This window comes from Flavobacterium sp. KACC 22763 (assembly GCF_028736155.1).
In the GTDB taxonomy this organism is placed as follows: domain Bacteria; phylum Bacteroidota; class Bacteroidia; order Flavobacteriales; family Flavobacteriaceae; genus Flavobacterium.
The window spans coordinates 512,912-534,549 of the sequence record NZ_CP117879.1 but is presented as its reverse complement, the minus strand read 5'-3'; the positions used below and the strand labels follow the sequence as shown (position 1 = coordinate 534,549).

The following is a 21,638-nucleotide window of genomic DNA, read 5'->3' as shown; positions in this document are numbered from 1 at the left end:
CATGCAAATTTCCACTTAAAGCACAATTATTAAGATGATAATTGTCATGTTATTTTGAAATCGGATTCCTAAATTTATAAAATAAAAAGCTCAAATTGCAGTTAACCCTAATTTATAATAAATTTACCTTATAAAGGTGGTTAAAAACCCTCAAATATCCTTATTTTTGCAGCAAACAAATATTGTCATGAATAAATGTGATCAATGCATTGTACGCCAGCTAAGCTCATTAAAAGCCCTTAACAAAGAAGAAGTAATTAAATTAGCCAGCAGTAAAACGACCTATAAAATAAAAAAAGGTGAAGCTCTTTTTGAAGAAGGCGAAGTAACCAATGGCGTTTTCTGTGTAAAAGATGGCGTTGGAAAGCTTTCAAAATTGAGTGCAAACGGAAAAGATCAAATTGTAAAATTGGTCAAATCTGGAGAACTTCTTGGACAGCGTTCTATGATTAGCAATGAGCCTGCAAATTTGACTGCAAAAGCAATTGCCGACATGGAGGTTTGTTTTATTCCTAAAACTGAAATCATCAATTTCTTTAATAATAACAATCAGTTTTCTTTAAATATGATGCAGTCTGTTTGTGAAGATTTAAAGGAATCTGAGAACGAAAAAATTGCTTTAGTTCAAAAAACTGTTAAGCAGAGACTTGCCGAAACTTTACTCCATCTACATGATGAATTTGGTGAAGATGCTGACAAAACACTTAAAGTTCAGCTAACAAGAGAAGAACTTGCGGGTATCATTGGTACTGCAACAGAAAGCTGTATTCGTTTATTATCTGATTTTAATAAATTAGGATTAATAGAGTTAGTTGGCAAAAAAATTATGCTTAAAGATGTTCGCGCTTTAAAGAAATTGGCCGACAACTAAAGTTTTTTAGCTTCATTCCAAAAAACATCCATTTCTGTTAGTGTCATATCCATTAATGGTTTCCCTAATTCGTTGGCTTTACTTTCCAGGTACTGAAAACGTTTAATGAATTTTTTATTGGTTCTTTCTAAAGCATCTTCCGGATTTACATTCAAAAATCGAGCGTAATTAATCATCGAAAACAAAACATCTCCGAATTCATCTTCGATTTTGTCTTGGTTTCCCGATTTTACTTCGTCTTGTAATTCCTGTAATTCTTCTTGCACTTTATCCCAAACCTGATGAGGTTCTTCCCAATCAAACCCCACTCCTTTTACCTTATCTTGAATTCGACTTGCTTTCACTAAAGCAGGAAGACTTCTCGGAACGCCTTCTAAAACAGACTTCTTGCCTTCTTTAAGTTTTAATTTTTCCCAGTTTTGTTTTACCTCTTCTTCATTTTCTACTTTCACGTCTCCATAGATATGAGGATGACGATGAATCAATTTATCGCAGATTTCATTACAGACATCAGCAATATCAAAATCGTTAGTTTCACTGCCTATTTTGGCATAGAAAACAATGTGAAGCAGTAAATCTCCCAATTCTTTTTTAACTTCATTTAAATCATTATCCAGAATAGCATCTCCCAGTTCGTAAGTTTCTTCAATTGTCAAATGTCTTAATGTCTGGAGAGTTTGTTTTTTATCCCACGGACATTGCTCACGAAGTTCATCCATGATATTCAATAATCTCTCAAATGCTTTTAACTGGTTTTCTCTGCTCATTTTGAAGTTTCTTTTGATTTAAACTCGATTCTGTAAAATTAAAAAATCCTGTCAAGAAAACATCTTAACAGGATTATATATGTTTAAAGAAAAACTACTATTCTTCTTTTTTAGCTTTAGCTTTCTTAGCCGCTGGAGCTTTTTTAGGTTTTTCAGCAGCAACTGGAGCTTCTTCTTTTGGTTCTTCAGCTGCAGGAGCTAAATCTGTAACTAAACCTTTTGCTTGAAGCGTGTTGTACCAGCTTAATACTTTTTTGATATCCGATGGATAAACTCTTTCTTCGTCGTAATCTGGAAGAATTTGTTTAAAATATGCAGACAAAGTAGCATTATCTTCTTTATGAGAGATAGCTTGTCCTTTGTTTTCTTTAACGGCAATCTGCTGCATTACTTCAGTTAACGGTTTTTCGCCTTCATAAGTATAAATCGAAATTTCAGACAATAAACTTACATTGCTTTTTAGATTTACAGTAATCTTCTTCCCATCAATTAATGATTCCGCCACAAAACCTGTACGAGTTTGTACTTTTAATTCGTATAAACCTGGTTTTCCTGAAATGGCTAAAATTTTCGTTAAATTCATTTTTATTAAAATTAGTATTAAGAATTTTATTTATTTTTTGTTTCTAAGTATTTAGAAAACTTATCTTGCTTTTTTAGCTGCGAAAAATTTCATTCTATATTCTTGAGACGTTTTTCCTTCAGTAATGTTTTTCAATTTCTTTTGGATCAAACGCTTTTTAAGAGAAGAAATTTTATCTGTAAACAAGATTCCTTCAATATGATCATATTCGTGCTGGATAACTCTTGCGATTAATCCGTCAAAAACTTCCGTTTTCATTACGAAATCTTCTTCACAATACTCGATTGTAACAGTTGGTTTTCTGTAAACGTCTTCACGCACATCTGGAATACTCAAACAGCCTTCATTAAACCCCCACTCTTCTCCTTCTTCTTTAACGATTTTAGCATTGATAAAAGTCTTCTTGAAGCCTTTCAAATCTTTTTGTTCCTCTGAAGGAAGATCCTCATCATCACTAAAAGGCGTTGTATCTATCACAAACAAACGAATTGGCAGTCCAACTTGCGGTGCTGCAAGTCCAACTCCATACGCATTGTACATCGTCTCGTACATATTTGCGATCGTTTCTTTTAGGTTTGGATATTCTGGTGTAATATCTTGTCCAACTTTTCTTAAAACAGGATCACCGTATCCTACAATTGGTAAAATCATTTGTTTTTATTTATGTTTTAATGTGCTGAAAAACCAGAATTAAAGTTCTGATATTTCAGCTGGCAAAAATAGTAAAAAATAGTCAATGAATAATTCTTATACGGCATTATATCATATTTTTTACCTGTTACTAAAAATCTCATCCATAATTATGCCAAAATCACTCCTACAATTCTTACCTTTGTTAGTAAACCTCTTTTTATGATTGATAGAATTTCGAAATTTACTAACAGTACTTCCTTTCTCAATGCTTCTAAAGTAACTATTGCTTCTGTTGTTCCTGTTTTAGTTTTAAATTTTCTAGGTCATTTCGAAATTGGTTTTACAATTGCGCTTGGTGCATTTTATACGTATCCCAGCGATATTCCGAGTTCTCTTAGCCATAAGATAAAAGGGTTAATTGCAGCTTCTTTTATTGTTTCTGGAGTTAATCTTTTGGTAAATCTCGTTTATCCATTTCCCATACTTTTTTATATATTTTTAGGTTTCCTACTGTTTTTATGTTCTATGATTTCGGTTTACGGACAGCGAGCCACTTTAATTTCTTTCTCTGCCTTATTATCGATTTCCTTATCCTTCGGACATTTGCACGAAGGTTGGGAAGCTTTTGAATATTCAGGCTTCATTTTTATTGGAGGAATTCTATATTTAATAGTGTCTCTGGTTTTCCATTTTGTACAGCCTTATAAATATGTAGAATTACAAATTGCCGAAGGAATAAAACTTACTGCCAAATACCTCAAGTTAAGAGGTGATTTATGGAGTCCCGAGGCTAATAGAACCGCTATTATCGAAAAACAGCTGGCTGTACAGGTAGAATTGAATCTTATTCACGAAGATTTAAGAAAAATGCTTATCGGAAACCAGAATGCATCTGGAACTACAAGCCAAAACCGAAAAATGCTTTTGGTTTTTATCACTTTAGTAGAAATTCAAGAATTAGCGCTATATACTTCTTTCGACCACAGCAAACTTCATGAAAAATTTGCCAAGCATCCTGATGTTTTAAGAACATATCAGAATGTTGCATACAAATTGGCTTCAACTCTAAAAAAACTTTCGAAAAATGTCAGCCATATTAGCGTTTATGTTGACAAACATGATTTAAAAAATGAATTGGACGCACTGGAATTTGCCATTTTTGATTACGAAAAATCATTAGGAAAAGAAGAAGCCGCAGAAGGTGTTTTAATGCTGACCAATATGCTGAAATATGCTAAAAATCAGGTTGGAAAAATTAAAACGATTCAGCGTGCGCTTTCTTTGGCAATGCAATCCTACAAACTGAAAGATCAAGACAAAGAGCTTGAAAAATTCTTAACACCACAATATTATCCGTTACGAACTTTAATTGAAAACTTAAGCTATTCTTCTTCTATTTTCAGACATTCGATACGATTAACGATTACTATTTTGATTGGTTTCTTTCTCGGACAGGTTCTGCCATTTCAAAACGTATATTGGATTCTTCTTACTATTGTAGTAATCATGCGTCCTGGTTATGGTTTAACCAAAGAAAGATCATACAATAGAATGTTCGGTACTGTTTTGGGAGGAATTATAGCTTTCGGAATCGTATCTGTCATTCAGAACCATGTTGCATTGAGTATTTTCTCTATTATATGTATGCTTCTTGGAATTTCATTTACGCAAATCAATTACAAGATCAGTGCGACATTTGTTACGATGTATGTCGTTTTTATCTACGGAATTTTAACTCCAGACATCAATGAAGTTATTCAATACAGAATATTAGATACACTTGCAGGAGCAACTTTAGCTTTTATTGCCAATCAGTTTTTATGGCCTGCTTGGGAATTCATCAATACGCCTATTCATATTGAAAATACAATTCGCGCCAATAGAAATTACTTAAAAGAAATTGCCGATTTTTATAATAAAAAAGGTGAAGTGCCGACTTCGTATCGTCTAGCAAGAAAAAATGCGTTTGTTGAAATAGGGAATTTAATGACTTCTTTTCAGCGTATGATGCAGGAACCTAAGTCAAAACAAAAAACAATGCCATTGGTAAATAAGTTGGTGGTTTTAAATCACTCCTTATTGTCTGCTTTAGCATCGCTGTCAACTTATATCCAGTCGCACCAAACAACATCTGCATCAGATTCTTTCAATTATATTATCAAAACCATTCTAGCTAATCTAGATCATTCAATTTCCGTTTTAAGAAACGAAGTTGTGATACAAGATACTTTTTTCGAAAAAGAAGATGTGACTTTACAGTTTGAAGAATTAAAACGCAGACATTTTACTCGTTTAGCCGAAGATGATGATTTAGACAAAGAAACACGTCAAGCCAAAATGCAAGAAGCGCAAATGGTAATTGAACAATTAATCTGGATGAGCAATCTAGCAGAAAAGATTCTAAAAAACACAACCGACTTAAAAGCAACAAATCCAGATTAATTCATCTGGATTTGTTTTTAATATTGAAATATGAGAAGCTTAATTTAATTTTAAAACTTCCGCTGTTTGTTTTCTAAGCTGTTCTAAAAGCTCTGGCTTATCATTTAAAGTTTGTCCGTAAGACGGAATCATTGTTTTTAATTTTGCTTGCCATTCTGGTGTTTTAATTTGATTTGTAAAACATCTGCTTACCAAATCAACCATAATTGCTACAGCCGTAGATGCACCTGGAGAAGCACCTAATAGAACTGCTAAAGTTCCGTCATGCGTATTAATGACTTCTGTACCAAATTCTAAAACTCCACCTTCTTTTTCATCTTTTTTAATAACCTGAACACGCTGTCCTGCTTTTTCTAATTTCCAGTCTTTTGAGCGCGCTGTTGGAAGATATTCGCGTAAAGCTTTCATTCTGTCTTTTGGAGACTGACGCACCTGCTCGATCAAATATTTCGTTAATGGAATATTATGATATCCTGCAGCCAGCATCGGAATTAAATTGTTTGGTTTAATAGACATCGGCAAATCTAAATAAGAACCATTTTTAAGGAAACGTGTTGAAAATCCCGCAAATGGACCAAAAAGAAGTGCTTTTTCACCATCAATTACACGAGTGTCAATATGTGGAACAGACATTGGAGGAGCTCCAACGCTTGCTTTTCCGTATACTTTTGCTTGGTGTTTTGCAATTACTTCTGGATTTGTACATTTCAGCCATTGCCCACTTACTGGGAAACCTCCATATCCATTTCCTTCAGGAACATTTGCTTTTTCTAATAACGGAAGAGAACCTCCTCCTGCACCAATAAATACAAATTTAGTGTAGGCTTTACGAGTAGTTCCTGTTGATAAATCTTTAATCTTAATTCTCCAAGATTTGTCTTCACGCTGTCTTAGTTTTTTAACTTCATGATTGAAGAACAAAGAAACACCGTCTAGCTTTTCTAAGTAATTGAACATACTTCTTGTTAAAGCACCAAAATTGACATCGGTACCAATTTCCATATGTGTTGCTGCTAATTTCTCATCAGCATTTCTGCCTTCCATTACCAATGGCATCCATTTTTGAAGCTGTTCAAAATCGGTGCTAAAAGTCATGTCGGCAAAGATTGGATTGCTTTGTAGCGCTTCAAATCTCTTTTTTAAATAATTTACGTTTTTATCCCCCCACACAAAACTCATATGAGGCACGCTTTTAATAAAATTATCCGGAGACGGCACTTTATTCTGCTGTACTAAGTAAGACCAAAACTGGCGAGAAATCTCAAATGATTCTGCAATGCTTATTGCTTTTTTAGGATCTATGCTTCCGTCTGCCTTTTCTGGAGTATAATTTAGTTCACAAAAAGCAGAGTGTCCCGTTCCTGCATTATTCCAAGCATCAGAGCTTTCTGCTGCAGCAACATCTAATCTTTCGTAAATTTCAATTTTTATATCTGGTTGTAATTCTTTCAAAATTACTCCAAGAGTGGCACTCATTATTCCAGCGCCAATGAGTACTACATCACTATTTGAACGTATGGTTTCGTCAGGCATAACAGTATTTTTATTTAAAGTGCAAAGGTACTTTTTTAATTGCAAAAAAAAACTAATTTTTAGATGATAAAAGTTAGAATTTTCTAAAAACCATTAAATTATAAATAAAAAATACGACGAAGAGCGCTATTTTTTTGCGGAAAGATAATCTTGAAGCAGAATTGTGGCAGAAATTTCGTCTATTAAACCTTTGTTCTGACGCTGTTTTTTACTTAAACCACTGTCGATCATGGTTTGAAATGCCATTTTTGAAGTAAAACGCTCATCAACACGAATCACTTTCATGTCTGGAAAGATATTCGAAAAGTGAGTCACAAAACCATTAATTACAGAAGCGCTTTGAGATGGCTCTCCATTCATTTGCTTGGGTTCTCCAATCAAAACCGCTTCGACTTTTTCTTTAGCAAAATAATCTTTTAAAAAGTCAACCAAAGTATGGGTAGGAATTGTTGTTAAGCCTGAAGCAATAATCTGCATTTCGTCTGTAACTGCAATTCCCGTACGTTTTTGTCCGTAATCTATTGAAAGGATTCTTGGCATTTTGATTAGTTTTCAGCAAATTTAATTTAAAAAAGTCGATGTTTTAAAATACCAATCACATGAATAGTCTTTTGTTCGGAGTCAATTTTAAAAATAGTGGTATAACCTTTAAAAACATAATCCCTATAAGTTTCATTATCAAAATAAATGGATTTTTTAGAGTGAAATGGATTTTGTAAATCTTTTTTTAAATGTTTCAATAATTCATTTTTGAATTTTCTTGCCGCAATAGGTTTATCTTTCGCAATAAAGTACACAATATTTTTAAGATCATCATTAAATTCAACAGTTAACTTAATCTTCATATTTCTTAATTGTCTCCTCTAACAAAATATCCAACTCTTCAAAAGTAATATATTGAGCTGTCTGATTTTCTATTTTTTCAGCTCTTTCCTGCAAAATTTTCTTATTCTTTTCAAATTCTGGATCAGAAAAACTATCTTCTTGCACAATTTTCAATTCATCAGAAGAAAATGAACTTAATAATTTTAAGATTTTTTCTCTAATTTCTGGCTGAAATTCTAATCTAATCGCTTCCATAACACTTCAATTTTACAACACAAATATAAACCTTTTTAAATTCATGTTTTTTAAATTAAACTTAAAAAAAATCCGCCCTGAAAACTCAAGGCGGACTTTTATCCAAATATTCAAACCTAAAAAATAACTCAATTTATCTTCCGAACAAACGGCTGAAAAAACCTCTGTGTTCTTCTTCCTCTCCTGCATCCTCTTCTTCAGTATAATTAGCAAACTTAGATTGTGACTTTTCATGTTCGTAAATCAGCTCCTTAATATATTCGACATAAGTTCTCTTTTTCTCTTCTAAGAATCCGATCAAGTACTTTTCGCTAAATTCTACTCCGCTTGCCGCTTCGATCTGCAATAACTTTTTATACAAAGGTTCAATATGCAATGCAATTACCTCTTGTGGCACAGCTTGTCTTCTACCAAAAAAATTTACAATAACGTCGTTTTCATCTCGGGCAATTTCAAAATCTGTAATTACCCAATAGTATCTTCCAGACTTTGCAAGGTTTTTTACAATAGCGTGAAAGTTTTTTCCGTTTTTAAGATTTTCCCAAAGTACTTTAAAGATTACTTTCGGCATATCTGGGTGACGTATGATATTATGAGGCTGTCCCATTAACTCATAGTCTTCGTAACCACAGACATCTACAAATACTTCGTTGGCATATTCTATAATACCGTAGGCATTTGTTTTACTCATAATAACCTGAGTTTTATCCCAGCTTACTTCTTTGTCTATAATTACTCTGTTTTGAAGGTGATTTTCTTGATTCATATTTTACTGCTTATATGATTATTTATGGAATGGAATGTTGATCAACACTGCGAAAGTAAAGCGAAGAAAAAGCACAAATCCTGATTTTTGTCATATTTTGATATAAAAAAAACTTCTAGCGGTAATAACATTAAACAAAACATATACGAGTCCTACCAACTTTACAAATAAGAAACAAAAAGTTAAATCTGTAACATTTTCAAGTGGTTTTGCTTTTTTGCATTTCTACAAATACGTTATCTTTGCCAAAAAATTAAACGTATGAATTCTTTACAGACTATAATTGAACAAGCTTGGGAAAACAGAGCTTTATTGCAAGAAACTACAACTACTAATGCCATTAGAGAAGTTATCGAATTGGTAGACGCAGGAAAATTACGTGTTGCTGAACCAGTTGGTGACAAATGGCAAGTAAACGAATGGGTTAAGAAAGCAGTTGTGATGTATTTCCCGATTCAGAAAATGGAAACATGGGAATCTGGTATTTTTGAATACCACGATAAAATGTTGCTAAAAAGAAATTATGCTGAAAAAGGAATCCGTGTAGTACCAAATGCTGTTGCGCGTTATGGAGCTTACATCTCAAGCGGTGTAATCTTAATGCCAAGTTACGTAAACATTGGTGCTTATGTTGACGAAGGAACAATGGTTGATACTTGGGCAACTGTAGGAAGCTGTGCTCAAATTGGTAAAAACGTTCACTTAAGTGGTGGTGTTGGTATTGGTGGTGTTCTTGAGCCATTGCAAGCTGCTCCAGTAATCATTGAAGATGGTGCTTTTATTGGATCTCGTTGTATTGTTGTTGAAGGTGTTCACGTTGGTAAAGAAGCAGTTCTTGGTGCTAATGTATGCTTGACAGCATCAACTAAAATTATCGATGTTACAGGTGACGAACCAGTTGAAATGAAAGGTTATGTACCAGCACGTTCTGTGGTTATTCCGGGAAGCTACACAAAGAAATTTGCTGCTGGAGAATATCAAGTTCCTTGCGCTTTAATTATTGGAACTCGTAAACCATCTACAGATTTAAAAACTTCTTTAAACAATGCACTTCGTGAATACGATGTTGCTGTATAGGTTTTAAAAGATCTTAATATTAAAAATCCAAATTCCATTTTATTATTGGAATTTGGTTTTTTTTTACTTCTTATTTTTTTGAAGTTTTATAAGTTTAGCATACTTCATATAAGAGAAAAAAGCCTGAATCATTGCAATTGTCAATCCGTCAAGACCGTTGAAGATTCCTTTTTTGAAGAAATAACAGCGAACAAAAGCTACAGTTCCGTTAAGAACAGGCTTAAACGCGTTAATTCTTTTCCCTTGATCATATAATTGTTGCGCATGCCATCCGGAATATTGGTTCTTTTTTGCTATAATCTGATCAAAAGAATCCCATCCATAGTGCAAAATATGAACCGCAACTTTTTTCTCATTTTGAGCTACAATTTTCTGATGTACTTTAGAATCTGAAGGATGAGCTGTTTGTTTGTTAAAAAAACGAACTTTATGATCTGGATACCATCCTGAAAAATCAATTAATTTATCTGCCAAAAAGTTTTTTACTCTAAAACTCATGGCATCGTAGTTTCCTTCCAGATATTTTTTATTCAAAATAAATTCTTCAGCATCTTTATCTAGAAACTCATCAGCATCAAGATTTAAAATCCAGTCATTTTTACAAAAAGGCAATCCGTGTGTACGCTGCGGACCGTCTCCTAGAAATGCTTGCTGAATAACTTGTGCTCCTTTTTCTTGAGCTATTTCTACCGTACGATCTTTACTGAAAGAGTCTACAATAATAACTTCATCACAAACTTTAAATAAGGCATCTATACATTTTCCAATGTTTTTTTCTTCATTGAATGTAATAACCAAACCGCTAATTCCCATTGTTCATTTTAATTTGTTGAGCACAAAAATATAACTTTTTAATTTAGTTTAATCTTATTAATACCATCACTTGTACACTTCATAAAATAGTTTGTATTTTAGCCTTCTAATTGAACAAATACCCAAATGAGAATATTAGTCATTCAGCAAAAAAGAATCGGAGACGTCTTAACAAGTACAATTATCTGTAACAATCTTAAAGCCAAGTTTCCTGACTCAACAATTGACTATATGTGTTATCCTAATTCGATTGATGTTCTTTTAGAGAATCCGAATATTGATAACATTATACCAGTGACTAATAAAATCAGAAAATCGACTTTTGGGTTTATTAAGTTCATTTTTGAGATGCGAAGAAAAAAATACGATGCTGTAATAGATGTCTACAGTAAATTAGGAACTAGCCTAATCACATTTTTTTCTGGTGCAAAATATAAAGTTTCATACCATAAATGGTATTCTAATATTTTCTACAATTATAGCTATGAACGTTTTGATGCTATAAAATCAGAATTTGGTCTGGCGATTGAAAACAGATTATTGCTTCTTAAACCTTTTTTCTCTGAAAAGATAACAAACGTAAAACCGAAAATCTTTTTAAAAGAATCTGAGATTACCGAAGCAAAAAATATTTTAAAAAGCTATAATGTAGATTCTGAGAAACCATTGATCATGTTTGGAATTTTAGGAAGCGAGCACTATAAAACTTATCCGCTTGATGGAATGGCAAAAATTATTGATTTTACTGTAGCCAAAACAAACGCTACTATTCTCTTTAATTACATTCCGAACCAAAAAGAGCAGGCTCTGGAAGTATACAATCATTGCTCTGAAGAAACCAAAAAGCATATTATTTTTGATTTATACGCTACCGATTTACGTCAGTTTTTAGCATTGCTTTCTCAATGCGAAATGCTGATAGGAAACGAAGGTGGCGCTGTAAATATGGCAAAAGCACTTGAAATTCCAACCTTTTCTATCTTCACTCCTTCTGTTAGAAAAGAAACTTGGCAGCTGTTTGAAAATGAAGCAAAAAATGCTTCTATCCATTTAAAAGACTTAAAACCTGAAATCTACGAGAAGCATACAGAGCAATACATAAAAGAACATACTTTTGAATATTATGCTGAATATCCGCTGGAATTGATGCTTCAAAAGCTAGAAACTTATTTTCAAGAATATAAAAATTGAAAAAAGTAAAAGGAATCTCCAATGAATAGTGAAAAGCAGAAATTATCAGTTCTGATTATTACGCTTAACGAAGAACATCATATAAAATCGCTTCTTGAAGATGTAGATTTTGCTGATGAAATCATTGTTGTTGATTCCTATAGCACCGATAAAACAGTAAATATCGTTGAGTCTTTTGCCAATGTAAAACTAATTCAACATCATTTTACTAATTATACTTCTCAGCGAAATTTTGCCTTAGATCAAGCAAAAAACCAATGGATTTTATTTATTGATGCTGATGAAAAGCTAACATCTGAATTAAAATCTGAAATCGTTACAGCAATTAATTCTAAAAATGTGGCAAGCGCTTATTTTATCTATCGCATTTTTATGTTTAAAAATTGTCGACTGAATTTCAGCGGCTGGCAAACCGATAAGATTTTCAGGCTTTTTGATAAATCAAAGTGCCGATATAATGAGGAAAGAACCGTTCATGAAAAATTAATCGTCAGCGGAAAAATTGCTTCTTTAAAACACAAAATCATACATTTCTCTTATTCTTCTTATGAAGATTATAAATCAAAAATGTATAATTATGGCATTCTTAAAGCCAATGAAAAATTTGCAAAAGGAATAAAGCCTTATTTTTTAATGCAGCTTTTTCATCCTTTATACACTTTCTTGTACCAGTTTATAATCCGTTTTGGTTTTTTGGATGGCAGAAAAGGTATAATTATATGTTATTTGAATGCTTACAGCGTCTACATTCGCTATAAAGAATTAAGAAGAATTACTTCTTCCAGAATTTAAGCTTCTTTTTTAGGCGTTTTTTTCTATAAAACTTCTCTTGAAAATCTGAAGTATATTTCCATAAAGTCTCAAAAATCTTCTCTTCAGATTCTGCTTTATAATATTTAGCATATTCATTACTCATTGTCGCCACCATCTCTTTCAGCGGTGTCAAACGGCACAAGTTTTTCATACGCATTTCAAAAGACATCGAATTGTGAAATTCCATTCTGTTTAAGTCTACCAGAAAGAAATCATAATTTCCGCCGGCATTCTTTTTTATTAAAGTATTTCCTGGAGAATGATCTAGAAATTCAATTCCTTTTTCGTGAAGATCAAAACTAAATTTAGTAAATTGTCTTAAGATATTTTCACGATCTGAAAAATCAGGTATTTCTACCAATTCTCTATACGTAAGATCGCATTGCAATTGCTCGCTCACGTAAAAGCTCTTTTCTAAACCTAAGATTGATGAAAATTCGGCAAATGCAATAGGTTTTGGAGTTCCAACACCCAATTCCAACAATTTGTTTGCAAACTCAAAAGAGCGTTTTGCTTTTGATTTTCTGAAGTATTTATATGCAATTTTATTGATAAAGTGCGGAACTTTAAACGATTTTATGTTTATTTTTTCATCGTCTAAATCAAAAAGTTTTATCTGATTGCGCTGGCCAATTACAAAGTCCTCTCCTTTTGTATCGAAAAAACGAATATATTCAAGAAGAATACTTTCAAATTTTTCATATCCGCGATTTAATCTTAAAATCATAAAAATTGTTTCAGCAAATTTAGCTAGTTTTACCAACTAATAAAAACTATTTCGTAGATAATGCATATTACTCTTATAAGTTTAGACAACTGGGGACTTAACAAACATATAGCGGCAGACTTAGAAAAACAAGGCCATACGGTTCGTCATATCGATTTTAATAATTTCAAATTTAAATACCCTTCTGTATTTCATAAGGCATACAATGTAATCTTAAAAGCGTTTTTCAAAACAAATTTGAAACATCAGCATTACGGAAAAGAAATCATCAATGAATTAAAGAAAAACGATCAGATTCAAGATGTGATTTTAACCATAAAAGGAGATTTTATAACTCCCGAAAGCATTTTAGAATTTAAAAATTATACCAAAAAATCAATCGGATTTTTTAATGACAACATTTATCGTTGCCCAAAAATCAAACGTGTTCTTCATTGCTTTGATGAGGTTTTCTCATTTGAAAAAGAAGACTGCGAAAAATACAATTTAAAATTTGCTCCAAACTGGATTTATAATTCAGGAAACGCAATCCACAATAATCAATTTGAATTCGATGTTTTTAATATCAGTTCAATTGACAAGCGACTTCCAATACTAAAAAGAATTGCGGCTAATTTGGCTTCGCAGCATTCAAAATTCAAATTCATTGTTTATGATAAAAAACAGAAAGACAATGATCAAAATATCACTTATATAAAAAGCCACATGCCTTTGAGCGAAGTAAATGATTATATCAATCGTTCGAAAGTGCTTTTAGACATTAATCGACTTGGTCAAATCGGACTTACTTTCAGAGTTTTTGAGAGTTTGGGTCTAGATAAAAAGCTGATAACTACGAATGCAGATATCAAAAACTACGATTTTTACAATCCGAATAACATTTTGATTATTGATGAAAAAAATCCTGTTATACCTGTAGCTTTTTTTGAAAATGAATATGAGAAGATTCCAGATTCCATTTTGAGTCAATACACTTTAAAAGGCTGGACAAATCGTGTTATTTTTAAAGATAGCCCTACTTCATAATTATTACTAAAAACACTATTTTGCACTTGTAAGGATTTATATTTTGTTTAGGATAATTTTAACCATAATATTTTTGCTTTTGAAAATGTTTACTATTTTTGCCGAAACATTAAAAATTTGTTAAAAATCATCCGAATAAAAAACTATCCTTTCAAAAAATGACAGCTACTTTCTTGCTTTGTTCTTTCCTCATCTTATTTGCTCTAATTATTTCTGTAGTGTTTACTAATAGAGTGGTAAAAATTGATGTACAAGAAGTTCGCTATCCAGAAATTGATGGTTTAAGAGGTTATTTAGCATTTTTTGTTTTCTTGCATCATAGTTATATCTGGCGTTATTTTCTTCAAAAGGGCGAATGGGAAGAACCAAAATCTAATCTATTCAATCACTTTGGACAAACTACGGTTGCTTTTTTCTTTGTGATTACGGCTTTCTTATTTACTCTAAAATTAATCAACAGCAAAAACAAGCAAATCAACTGGTCTGCATATATCAATGCCCGTCTATATAGACTTTTCCCGATGTATCTTTTTTCAGTTGGGATTATTTTTTTAATTGCAGGTTATTTAACCAATTTCAAATCCAAAATTCCTTTCTCAGAAAACGTACTAACCATACTTTCCTGGATATTTTTTAATGTTAAAAAAGGATTAAACATCAACGGATTAGAAGATAGCTTCTTACTAAATGCTGGTGTAACTTGGACATTGCCCTATGAATGGGCTTTCTATTTTTTACTGCCTCTTATTGCACTATTTTTTAAGATTAAAGTAAATTATAAAATCATTGTGTCATTTACAATTACGGCGGCTCTTATAATGATCATCAATGGCGCATCCTTGAGACACTTTTTACCTTTTATTGGAGGTATTATTGCAGCTTTAGTAATTAGTAAAAATATATTTGGAGCTATTTTAAAACAAAAAAAATATACAGTTTTAGCTATTTTACTAATTATATGCTCTGTTTATTTTTTCAATAGCGGAAGAAAACCAATCCCAGTCATTATCACTTCAATTGTATTTATAATAATTGCTTCTGGAAATAACTTTTTTGGCATTCTTTCCAGTACTTTTTCACGAAAATTTGGACAAATAACATACAGCATTTATTTACTTCATGGTACGTTGTTATTTATCCTTTTTCATTTTATCATTGGTTATGAAAGAGCTAAAATGTTAACTGATTTTGAATTTTGGTCTATCATTGCCATGTCTATTCTCCCACTAATTCTTATCAGCCAATTAACATTCAAGTACATTGAGCACCCGCTTATGGAATTTGCAAAAACAAAATCAAAATCGACTTCTGTAAAATCATAAGTATTCCCTTTCTTCAAAACACTTTTTAAAGCTTTATAATTTCCATTTTACAAAGCCTTTAGAAAAACAATTACAAGTAAAATTTATAACTTTGCGGTCTTAATGAAGTAAATTATAATTTGTAAAATGAACGAGGAAATCATCAACGCATACGAAGTAATTAAAAACGGAGGCATAATCTTGTACCCAACTGATACCGTTTGGGGAATTGGCTGCGATGCTACAAATGCAGAAGCTGTTGCTAAAATCTATAAATTGAAACAGCGAGCAGAAACTCAAAGCATGATTGTTTTAATGAACAGCGAAAAAATGATGTATAATGTTTTTAAAGACATTCCTGAAGTTGCATGGCAAATTATGGATTTATCTGAAAAACCAACTACTCTAATTTTGGATGATGCAAGAAATGTTGCGCCAAACATCATTGCTGCCGACAAATCTCTTGGAGTTAGATTAGTCAAAGAACCTTTCTGCTATAAATTGATGGAAAGAATGAAAAAACCTTTGGTCTCTACTTCAGCTAATATTTCTGGACAGCCAACACCGCAAAGTTTCAAAGATATCAGCCCTGAAATTATCAATGGTGTGGATTATGTGGTAAAATTAAACCAAGATAAAGTAAACGGAAAATCTTCAACCATTATCAAATTGACCAAAGATTCGCAAGTAAAAGTAATTCGCAAGTAATTGTGAATTGTAAATTATAAATTGTTAATTCACTTTGAACCTTTGTCTCTTTGAGCCTTTGAACCTTAAAGAGTTTTCAAACTCTCAATTAGCCAATCGATATCTTCTTTGGTATTATAATGGCTAAATGAAATTCGGAGATTTGGTAATTTTAAATCGGTCTCCGAAAGCATTTCATTTAAGACATGCGAAGGTTTTATACTTCCAGATTGGCAAGCACTTCCTCTAGAAACTGCGATTCCTTTCATATCTAAACTAAAAAGCAGCATCGAAGTTTTGTCTGGTGAAAAAGGCAGAATAATATTAATGATATTATAGAAATCATCTTTTTTTCCGTTGATTCTAAAATCTGGAAAATGAATTTCTAACTGTTCAATCAGATAATTTTTTATTCCTAAAATATAAGTTCTTTCTTCATCTAGTTTTTCGTATGAAATAGATAAAGCTTTTGCCATTCCAGCAATCTGATGTACAGCTTCTGTTCCTGCGCGTAAACCTTTCTCTTGTTCACCTCCAAAAAGTAATGGCTGTAAACCAGAATTTTTTCGAATAAAAGCAAATCCAATTCCTTTTGGTCCGTGAAACTTATGTGCACTAGCCAAAATAAAGTCAACTGGAGTCTTTTGCAGGTCGATTTCAGTTTTCCCAATAGACTGAACCGTATCCGAATGAAACAAAGCGTTATACTGCTTGCAAATCAAACTAACGCGATCTAAATCTAAAATAGTTCCAGTTTCGTTGTTTACATGCATTAAACTCACTATCGTCTTTTTTTCATCAGACAATAAATTTGACAAATGCGTTAAATCTAAACTTCCGTCTGCGTTTACATTAACATAATCAACCTGAATATTGTATTCTTCCTGAAGCGCCCAAACGGTGTGTAAAACCGCATGATGTTCAATCTTTGAAGTAATGATCCTTTCAACTTTTAAATCCTCCACCGCAGAACGCAAAATCCAGTTGTCGGCTTCAGTTCCACCAGAAGTAAAAATGATTTCCTGAGCAGTGCAATTTAAATGCTTGGCGATGCTCTTTCTTGAAAGTTCTAATATTGTTTTACCGTTTCGCCCAAAGCTATGTGTAGACGATGGATTTCCGTAATCCTCAAGCATTATTTTTGTCATTTCCTGAATTACTTCAGGACGCATTGCTGTTGTTGAGGCATTATCTAGATATACTTTTTTCATTGTTGCAAAGTTAAGAAATATCAATTGTCAAATCTTAAATATCATTTGGCAATTTTTTCACTATTTTTGACCCAAATAAATTTTACGATGAAAAAATATGCTGCCCTCCTATTATTTGCTCTTTTCTTAAATGGATGCGATGATGGAGATTTGACTGTAGATAAAATAGATTTTGACGATATTGCAGAATCTCAAGCTTGTGATCCTACAACAAATACCTTGCTTTACAAACTTAAGCCTCAGGAAGCTCTACTACTTCAAATGCCAGAAGGAGCTATTAAAAATGATCCAGGAGACTATATTTATACTATAGATGCAAAAACATATAATGTTGTTTATAGAGCTTACGACGGAGCTGTTGCAAAAGAAAACATTTGCGGTTTAATTCCACCAAGCACTCCAAAAGTAACTGAAGAATGGCTTGCAACAAACGGTATAATTGAAATTTCAACAACTCAAAATGAAGAACCAAACAAGACTGACGATGGTACAAGAATAACAGGATATACTCATAGTATAATTTTCAAAAATATAACATTTGATAAACCGTCAGGATTACAAACACAGCCAGAATTTGAGTTTGGATTGTATAAAACTACAGTAACACCAGCCAATCTTACTTTTAGAACAAACCCAAATGGTTCGGCTTATGAGTGTGACGAAGTTGCTAGAGTTTACAATTATAACAATACGTTTTATTTATCTATTGATGATATTGATCCTGCTTTACTTGTCAATGTTGTTACTCCAAGTAACCAACCTCGCACAAGTTTAATAACAGCAACACAGAATAAAGTATTTTATAAAACTGCAAAAGAAGGAACTGGATCTATAACGCCATCTTTTGTTTGCTCCAAAATACAGCCATCGGCACCTGCAATTGAAGAGACATGGACAGGCCAACTTGGCGTTGCTAATGTAAGCGGAATTATAGAAGTAACCACTACTCAAATTGGGCAGCAGCAAGTTTACGAGCATACAATAGTGCTTAGAAACGTAGTTTTACAAAAAGGAAACAGCAGCTTTAAATTAGGAAGCAGTTTCGTTCTTGGAAAAGTTACTAGACCAGCCACAATCTAAAAAAATAGATTTTCTGAAAAGAAATCTACAAAAACAATTCTTACAAAAAAACGTCTGTTTTTTGAGATGATTTTGCAAACAAATCAAATCAAAAAACAAACGTTTTTTTTATGCTTTACAGTAAACTTTTTATGCTTTTAAAAGCTGTTTTTATTTATTGTTTTGTCTTATATAAACTTCGGTAGCACCAAGACCATATTTTTGATAATTGGCATCTTGAAAATCAATTCCGTCATAACGGCCCAATAAAAAATCAAGTTCGGCTTTTAAAATTCCTTCACCAACACCATGAATAAAAACGATTTTCGGAATGCGGTTTCGTATCGCAAATTCGATGTGTCTTTTTGCCGTTTCGGTCTGTAATGTCAAAATATCATAGTTTGACATTCCGCGTTTATTTGGAACCAATTTTTCGATATGCAAATCAAATTCTGGAACGCCAACTTCACGTTTATCCTTCTTTTCTTTAACAAAACTTCTCGGTTTTGGCTCCGTTTTCTCTTTTGAAACTTCATCTAAATTAATCCTTTTAATAGAATTCATTAAATTACTGGTTTCTTGAATTTTAAGTAATTCATTGACAAAAAATGTCATCGTAAATCCGTCCTCAGTTTCAATTAAAACTTCGTTATTTTTCACCGAAACAACAGTTCCGTTTATGGCTTCGTCGAGTACCGAAACCTTATCTCCTTTTACCAGCATCTAACTCTTCTTTATCGTTATTTTTACTTGGTGTTTTTGCACTAAGCTGCATCATTCCGAACATAAAAACTACAATTGCAGCAATCATGATATAGATGTTTTTTTCTTCCGAAACCTGTTCGTATAACGCAACCGAAATCGCAAGAATCATTATTATAATTTTAAAAGTTTTCATCCCTTCCATATTTTAAGATTTCAAAAGTATAAAACTTTCAAATAGTACTTCTATACTACTTCAAACGTTTGTCATATTTTTTTAGTAAAATTGCAAAAAAGAGTCACCATGAGTTTAGAGAAATATATGATTCCTTGCCTGTTCAAAACCGTATTTGGTTTTGACTGTTTAGGATGCGGATTTCAGCGGTCTTTATTCTTACTTTTTCAGGGCGAATTTTCAGCGGCTTTTAAAATGTATCCAGCCATTTATACTTGCCTTTTACTCTTCGTTTTTTCAGCATTTCATTTTTTAGACAAGTCCAGAAATTATAAAAAACTGATTTGGAGAATGGCCATTATAAACCTATTTTTTATGCTTGGCGGTTACTATTTTAAACACTTTTATTTTTAGATTTTAGATTTTAGATTTTCTAAAAGTCGCTTCGCTCTTTTTTGGAATTTGGGATTTCAAAAAATTGGAATTTTAAATATCTTTCACTTCTTAATCTGATCCAAAATATCGTTCATCATCTCGATTTGCACTTTTTGAATTTCGATTAATTCTTGCTGCTGATGCATAATCAAATGATCAATTTTATCATGAATCAATCTAATCTCCAATTCTGATTTTAGATTAATCATAAAATCTTTTTTAGCACGATTACGATCTTTCTCTTCTTGACGGTTTTGACTCATCATAATTACGGGTGCCTGCAAAGCTGCCACACAAGACAAAATTAGATTTAAGAGAATAAACGGATAGGGATCAAATCCTTTGTTCAAAAAAATAAAAACATTTGAGGCAATCCAAACCGTAATAAAAACAACAAATGAAATAATAAAAGTCCAACTTCCTCCAAAATCGGCCACTTTATCGGCCACTATCTGTCCTAGGTTCCTCGTTTCTTCCTCTTCTTCTACAATGCTTACAATTGATTTATCTTCTTTTAATGAAGAAATTACATTTTTCTCCATTGCAGAAAGCGCTCCAATTTCAGAAGAAAGATAATTTGAAATGTATTTTTGACGGTAAACATTTAATTCATTTATAGAAATGCAGTCTTCAGCATCAAAATCAGGATATTCTTTTTTAATTAATCCTAAAATAGGATCGTGAATTGCTCTTCCGTATATTTTTTCATTTTCAGGAAAAGAAATGCCCGAAATGTCACTTTTAAATGTTTGGTTATTTTTCATTTTAGTATATTTTAAAAGCTAATTTACGCAATAAACTTCTTAAGAATTGCATAAAAAAGAACAGTTTACAATTCGTTTTTTATCACAAATCAAACCTTGTAAAGAAAATTTCTTTAGTTAAATCATGGTTTTATTTCCAAAAAACGCCTTACTTTTAACGTTCCAAAATTATTCACTCATTTTTACCATTGTGACAAAAGACACTATCATACAAAATATAAGAGCTTTAAAGAGCCATTCACACATAAATTACGGCATAAAAACCAAAACGGAAGACTTTACAGAAAAGCTTTTTTACACGCTATTTGATTCTAATGCAGCGTTAGACGAGAGCATTGACGAATTGGAGTTTCGTTTTAAAGAAATTGCGGTTTTAGCCTGCAAAAAACCTCAAAATTTATGTGAATCTATTTGGGATCGTTTCTTAGAAAAACTTCCAGGAGTTTTAGAAAAGCTAAATCAGGATGCCGAATATATCCTTGAAAATGACCCTGCTTCAAACAGCATTGATGAAGTTTACTTGGGTTATCCTGGATTTTACGCCATTGCGATTTATAGATTAAGCCACGAATTATATCATCTCGATTTATTGCTCTTTTCTCGACTAATGAGCGAATACGCGCATAGAATTACAGGTACAGATATTCACGCAGGTGCCGATATTGCATCGCCATTTTTTATTGATCACGCGACAGGTATTGTAATTGGAGAAACCTCTGTTATTAAAAAGCATGTAAAAATTTATCAAGGAGTTACACTTGGTGCATTAAGCGTAAGCAAGGAAATGAAAAATGCAAAAAGACATCCGACTGTAGAAGCCAATGTCTGCATTTATGCCAATGCAACTATTCTGGGCGGAGAAACTGTAATTGGAAAAAACAGTATTATTGGAGGAAACGCCTGGATCACAAAATCGATTCCCGAAAATTCTATTGTAACCAACACTACTACCACTGAAGTCAAAATAAAAGAAAAAAAATAA

At 32.4% G+C, this 21,638-nt stretch carries 25 protein-coding genes; 11 read left to right on the top strand and 14 right to left on the bottom strand.

Annotation, left to right across the window (positions count from 1 at the left end):
- Positions 1-187 precede the first annotated feature (187 nt).
- Positions 188-871 carry a Crp/Fnr family transcriptional regulator gene (locus PQ463_RS02365; RefSeq protein WP_111366650.1) on the top strand — a complete coding sequence of 228 codons (684 nt, stop codon included), beginning with the start codon at positions 188-190 and terminating at the stop codon, positions 869-871.
- Here the strand turns inward: PQ463_RS02365 and mazG are convergent.
- From mazG to def, 3 genes are all read right to left on the bottom strand, one after another.
- A complete protein-coding gene (gene mazG, locus PQ463_RS02360) occupies positions 868-1,638 on the bottom strand; it encodes a nucleoside triphosphate pyrophosphohydrolase (protein ID WP_274256144.1) in 771 nt (256 codons plus the stop codon). The genes PQ463_RS02365 and mazG overlap by 4 nt on opposite strands.
- 97 nt (positions 1,639-1,735) lie before the next feature.
- Positions 1,736-2,221, bottom strand: coding sequence for a DUF5606 family protein (locus PQ463_RS02355; protein WP_008462651.1), 486 nt, complete (start codon positions 2,219-2,221; stop codon positions 1,736-1,738).
- 60 nt (positions 2,222-2,281) lie between these two features.
- The gene (gene def / locus PQ463_RS02350; protein WP_008462650.1) at positions 2,282-2,872 is read right to left on the bottom strand and encodes a peptide deformylase; all 591 of its coding nucleotides are present in this window, start codon (positions 2,870-2,872) and stop codon (positions 2,282-2,284) included.
- 201 nt (positions 2,873-3,073) lie between these two features.
- On the opposite strand from def, the gene PQ463_RS02345 reads away from it, so the two are divergent.
- Positions 3,074-5,296 carry an FUSC family protein gene (locus PQ463_RS02345; protein WP_274256143.1) on the top strand — a complete coding sequence of 741 codons (2,223 nt, stop codon included), beginning with the start codon at positions 3,074-3,076 and terminating at the stop codon, positions 5,294-5,296.
- A gap of 39 nt (positions 5,297-5,335) precedes the next feature.
- On the opposite strand, the gene PQ463_RS02340 is transcribed toward PQ463_RS02345, so the two are convergent.
- The 5 genes from PQ463_RS02340 to PQ463_RS02320 form a co-directional block, all read right to left on the bottom strand.
- A complete protein-coding gene (locus PQ463_RS02340; protein ID WP_274256142.1) occupies positions 5,336-6,829 on the bottom strand; it encodes a malate:quinone oxidoreductase in 1,494 nt (497 codons plus the stop codon).
- A gap of 126 nt (positions 6,830-6,955) precedes the next feature.
- Positions 6,956-7,369: a Holliday junction resolvase RuvX gene (gene ruvX, locus PQ463_RS02335; RefSeq protein ID WP_274256141.1), complete on the bottom strand. Its 414-nt coding sequence runs from the start codon at positions 7,367-7,369 to the stop codon at positions 6,956-6,958.
- A gap of 26 nt (positions 7,370-7,395) precedes the next feature.
- A complete protein-coding gene (locus tag PQ463_RS02330; protein WP_274256139.1) occupies positions 7,396-7,674 on the bottom strand; it encodes a type II toxin-antitoxin system RelE/ParE family toxin in 279 nt (92 codons plus the stop codon).
- Positions 7,664-7,909 (bottom strand): hypothetical protein, encoded by a 246-nt coding sequence (locus tag PQ463_RS02325; protein WP_274256138.1) that lies wholly within the window; start codon positions 7,907-7,909, stop codon positions 7,664-7,666. The genes PQ463_RS02330 and PQ463_RS02325 overlap by 11 nt, the downstream gene beginning before the upstream one ends.
- A 133-nt stretch (positions 7,910-8,042) precedes the next feature.
- Positions 8,043-8,675 (bottom strand): PAS domain-containing protein, encoded by a 633-nt coding sequence (locus tag PQ463_RS02320; protein WP_274256137.1) that lies wholly within the window; start codon positions 8,673-8,675, stop codon positions 8,043-8,045.
- A gap of 261 nt (positions 8,676-8,936) precedes the next feature.
- Between PQ463_RS02320 and PQ463_RS02315 the strand changes: the two genes are divergently transcribed.
- Positions 8,937-9,752: a 2,3,4,5-tetrahydropyridine-2,6-dicarboxylate N-succinyltransferase gene (locus PQ463_RS02315; protein ID WP_111424171.1), complete on the top strand. Its 816-nt coding sequence runs from the start codon at positions 8,937-8,939 to the stop codon at positions 9,750-9,752.
- 63 nt (positions 9,753-9,815) lie between these two features.
- Here the strand turns inward: PQ463_RS02315 and PQ463_RS02310 are convergent, their stop codons facing one another.
- Positions 9,816-10,565 (bottom strand): glycosyltransferase family 2 protein, encoded by a 750-nt coding sequence (locus PQ463_RS02310; RefSeq protein WP_274256136.1) that lies wholly within the window; start codon positions 10,563-10,565, stop codon positions 9,816-9,818.
- Positions 10,566-10,691: 126 nt separating this feature from the next.
- Here PQ463_RS02310 and PQ463_RS02305 point away from each other — a divergent pair, with 126 nt between their 5' ends.
- Together PQ463_RS02305 and PQ463_RS02300 are read left to right on the top strand one after the other, a co-directional pair.
- Complete coding sequence (locus tag PQ463_RS02305; RefSeq protein WP_274256135.1) at positions 10,692-11,756, top strand: glycosyltransferase family 9 protein; 1,065 nt, start codon at positions 10,692-10,694, stop codon at positions 11,754-11,756.
- Positions 11,757-11,777: 21 nt separating this feature from the next.
- On the top strand, positions 11,778-12,548 hold the full coding sequence (locus tag PQ463_RS02300) for a glycosyltransferase family 2 protein (RefSeq protein WP_274256134.1): 771 nt from the start codon (positions 11,778-11,780) through the stop codon (positions 12,546-12,548).
- Here PQ463_RS02300 and PQ463_RS02295 read toward each other — a convergent pair.
- The gene (locus PQ463_RS02295; RefSeq protein WP_274256133.1) at positions 12,529-13,296 is read right to left on the bottom strand and encodes a lipopolysaccharide kinase InaA family protein; all 768 of its coding nucleotides are present in this window, start codon (positions 13,294-13,296) and stop codon (positions 12,529-12,531) included. The genes PQ463_RS02300 and PQ463_RS02295 overlap by 20 nt on opposite strands.
- 60 nt (positions 13,297-13,356) lie before the next feature.
- Between PQ463_RS02295 and PQ463_RS02290 the strand changes: the two genes are divergently transcribed.
- The 3 genes from PQ463_RS02290 to PQ463_RS02280 all read left to right on the top strand — a co-directional run bounded on the left by PQ463_RS02290 (position 13,357) and on the right by PQ463_RS02280 (position 16,331).
- The gene (locus PQ463_RS02290; protein ID WP_274256132.1) at positions 13,357-14,322 is read left to right on the top strand and encodes a WaaS/CpsH family glycosyltransferase; all 966 of its coding nucleotides are present in this window, start codon (positions 13,357-13,359) and stop codon (positions 14,320-14,322) included.
- Positions 14,323-14,480: 158 nt separating this feature from the next.
- On the top strand, positions 14,481-15,644 hold the full coding sequence (locus PQ463_RS02285; RefSeq protein ID WP_274256131.1) for an acyltransferase family protein: 1,164 nt from the start codon (positions 14,481-14,483) through the stop codon (positions 15,642-15,644).
- A 126-nt stretch (positions 15,645-15,770) separates the two neighbouring features.
- Positions 15,771-16,331 (top strand): L-threonylcarbamoyladenylate synthase, encoded by a 561-nt coding sequence (locus PQ463_RS02280; RefSeq protein WP_260669478.1) that lies wholly within the window; start codon positions 15,771-15,773, stop codon positions 16,329-16,331.
- Between the two features lie 65 nt (positions 16,332-16,396).
- Here the strand turns inward: PQ463_RS02280 and PQ463_RS02275 are convergent, their stop codons facing one another.
- Positions 16,397-17,521 carry a cysteine desulfurase family protein gene (locus tag PQ463_RS02275; RefSeq protein ID WP_274256130.1) on the bottom strand — a complete coding sequence of 375 codons (1,125 nt, stop codon included), beginning with the start codon at positions 17,519-17,521 and terminating at the stop codon, positions 16,397-16,399.
- A gap of 87 nt (positions 17,522-17,608) precedes the next feature.
- Here PQ463_RS02275 and PQ463_RS02270 point away from each other — a divergent pair, with 87 nt between their 5' ends.
- Positions 17,609-18,601, top strand: coding sequence for a hypothetical protein (locus PQ463_RS02270; protein ID WP_274256129.1), 993 nt, complete (start codon positions 17,609-17,611; stop codon positions 18,599-18,601).
- 150 nt (positions 18,602-18,751) lie between these two features.
- Here PQ463_RS02270 and PQ463_RS02265 read toward each other — a convergent pair whose 3' ends face one another.
- A complete protein-coding gene (locus PQ463_RS02265) occupies positions 18,752-19,303 on the bottom strand; it encodes a DUF8465 domain-containing protein (RefSeq protein WP_274256128.1) in 552 nt (183 codons plus the stop codon).
- Positions 19,284-19,478: a hypothetical protein gene (locus PQ463_RS02260; protein ID WP_274256127.1), complete on the bottom strand. Its 195-nt coding sequence runs from the start codon at positions 19,476-19,478 to the stop codon at positions 19,284-19,286. The genes PQ463_RS02265 and PQ463_RS02260 overlap by 20 nt, the downstream gene beginning before the upstream one ends.
- Before the next feature lie 108 nt (positions 19,479-19,586).
- Between PQ463_RS02260 and PQ463_RS02255 the strand changes: the two genes are divergently transcribed.
- Positions 19,587-19,871 carry a DUF2752 domain-containing protein gene (locus PQ463_RS02255; RefSeq protein ID WP_337992875.1) on the top strand — a complete coding sequence of 95 codons (285 nt, stop codon included), beginning with the start codon at positions 19,587-19,589 and terminating at the stop codon, positions 19,869-19,871.
- 83 nt (positions 19,872-19,954) lie between these two features.
- Here the strand turns inward: PQ463_RS02255 and PQ463_RS02250 are convergent, their stop codons facing one another.
- Positions 19,955-20,656 (bottom strand): DUF1003 domain-containing protein, encoded by a 702-nt coding sequence (locus PQ463_RS02250; RefSeq protein ID WP_111424160.1) that lies wholly within the window; start codon positions 20,654-20,656, stop codon positions 19,955-19,957.
- A 190-nt stretch (positions 20,657-20,846) separates the two neighbouring features.
- Here PQ463_RS02250 and epsC point away from each other — a divergent pair, with 190 nt between their 5' ends.
- The gene (epsC, locus tag PQ463_RS02245) at positions 20,847-21,638 is read left to right on the top strand and encodes a serine O-acetyltransferase EpsC (RefSeq protein ID WP_274258004.1); all 792 of its coding nucleotides are present in this window, start codon (positions 20,847-20,849) and stop codon (positions 21,636-21,638) included.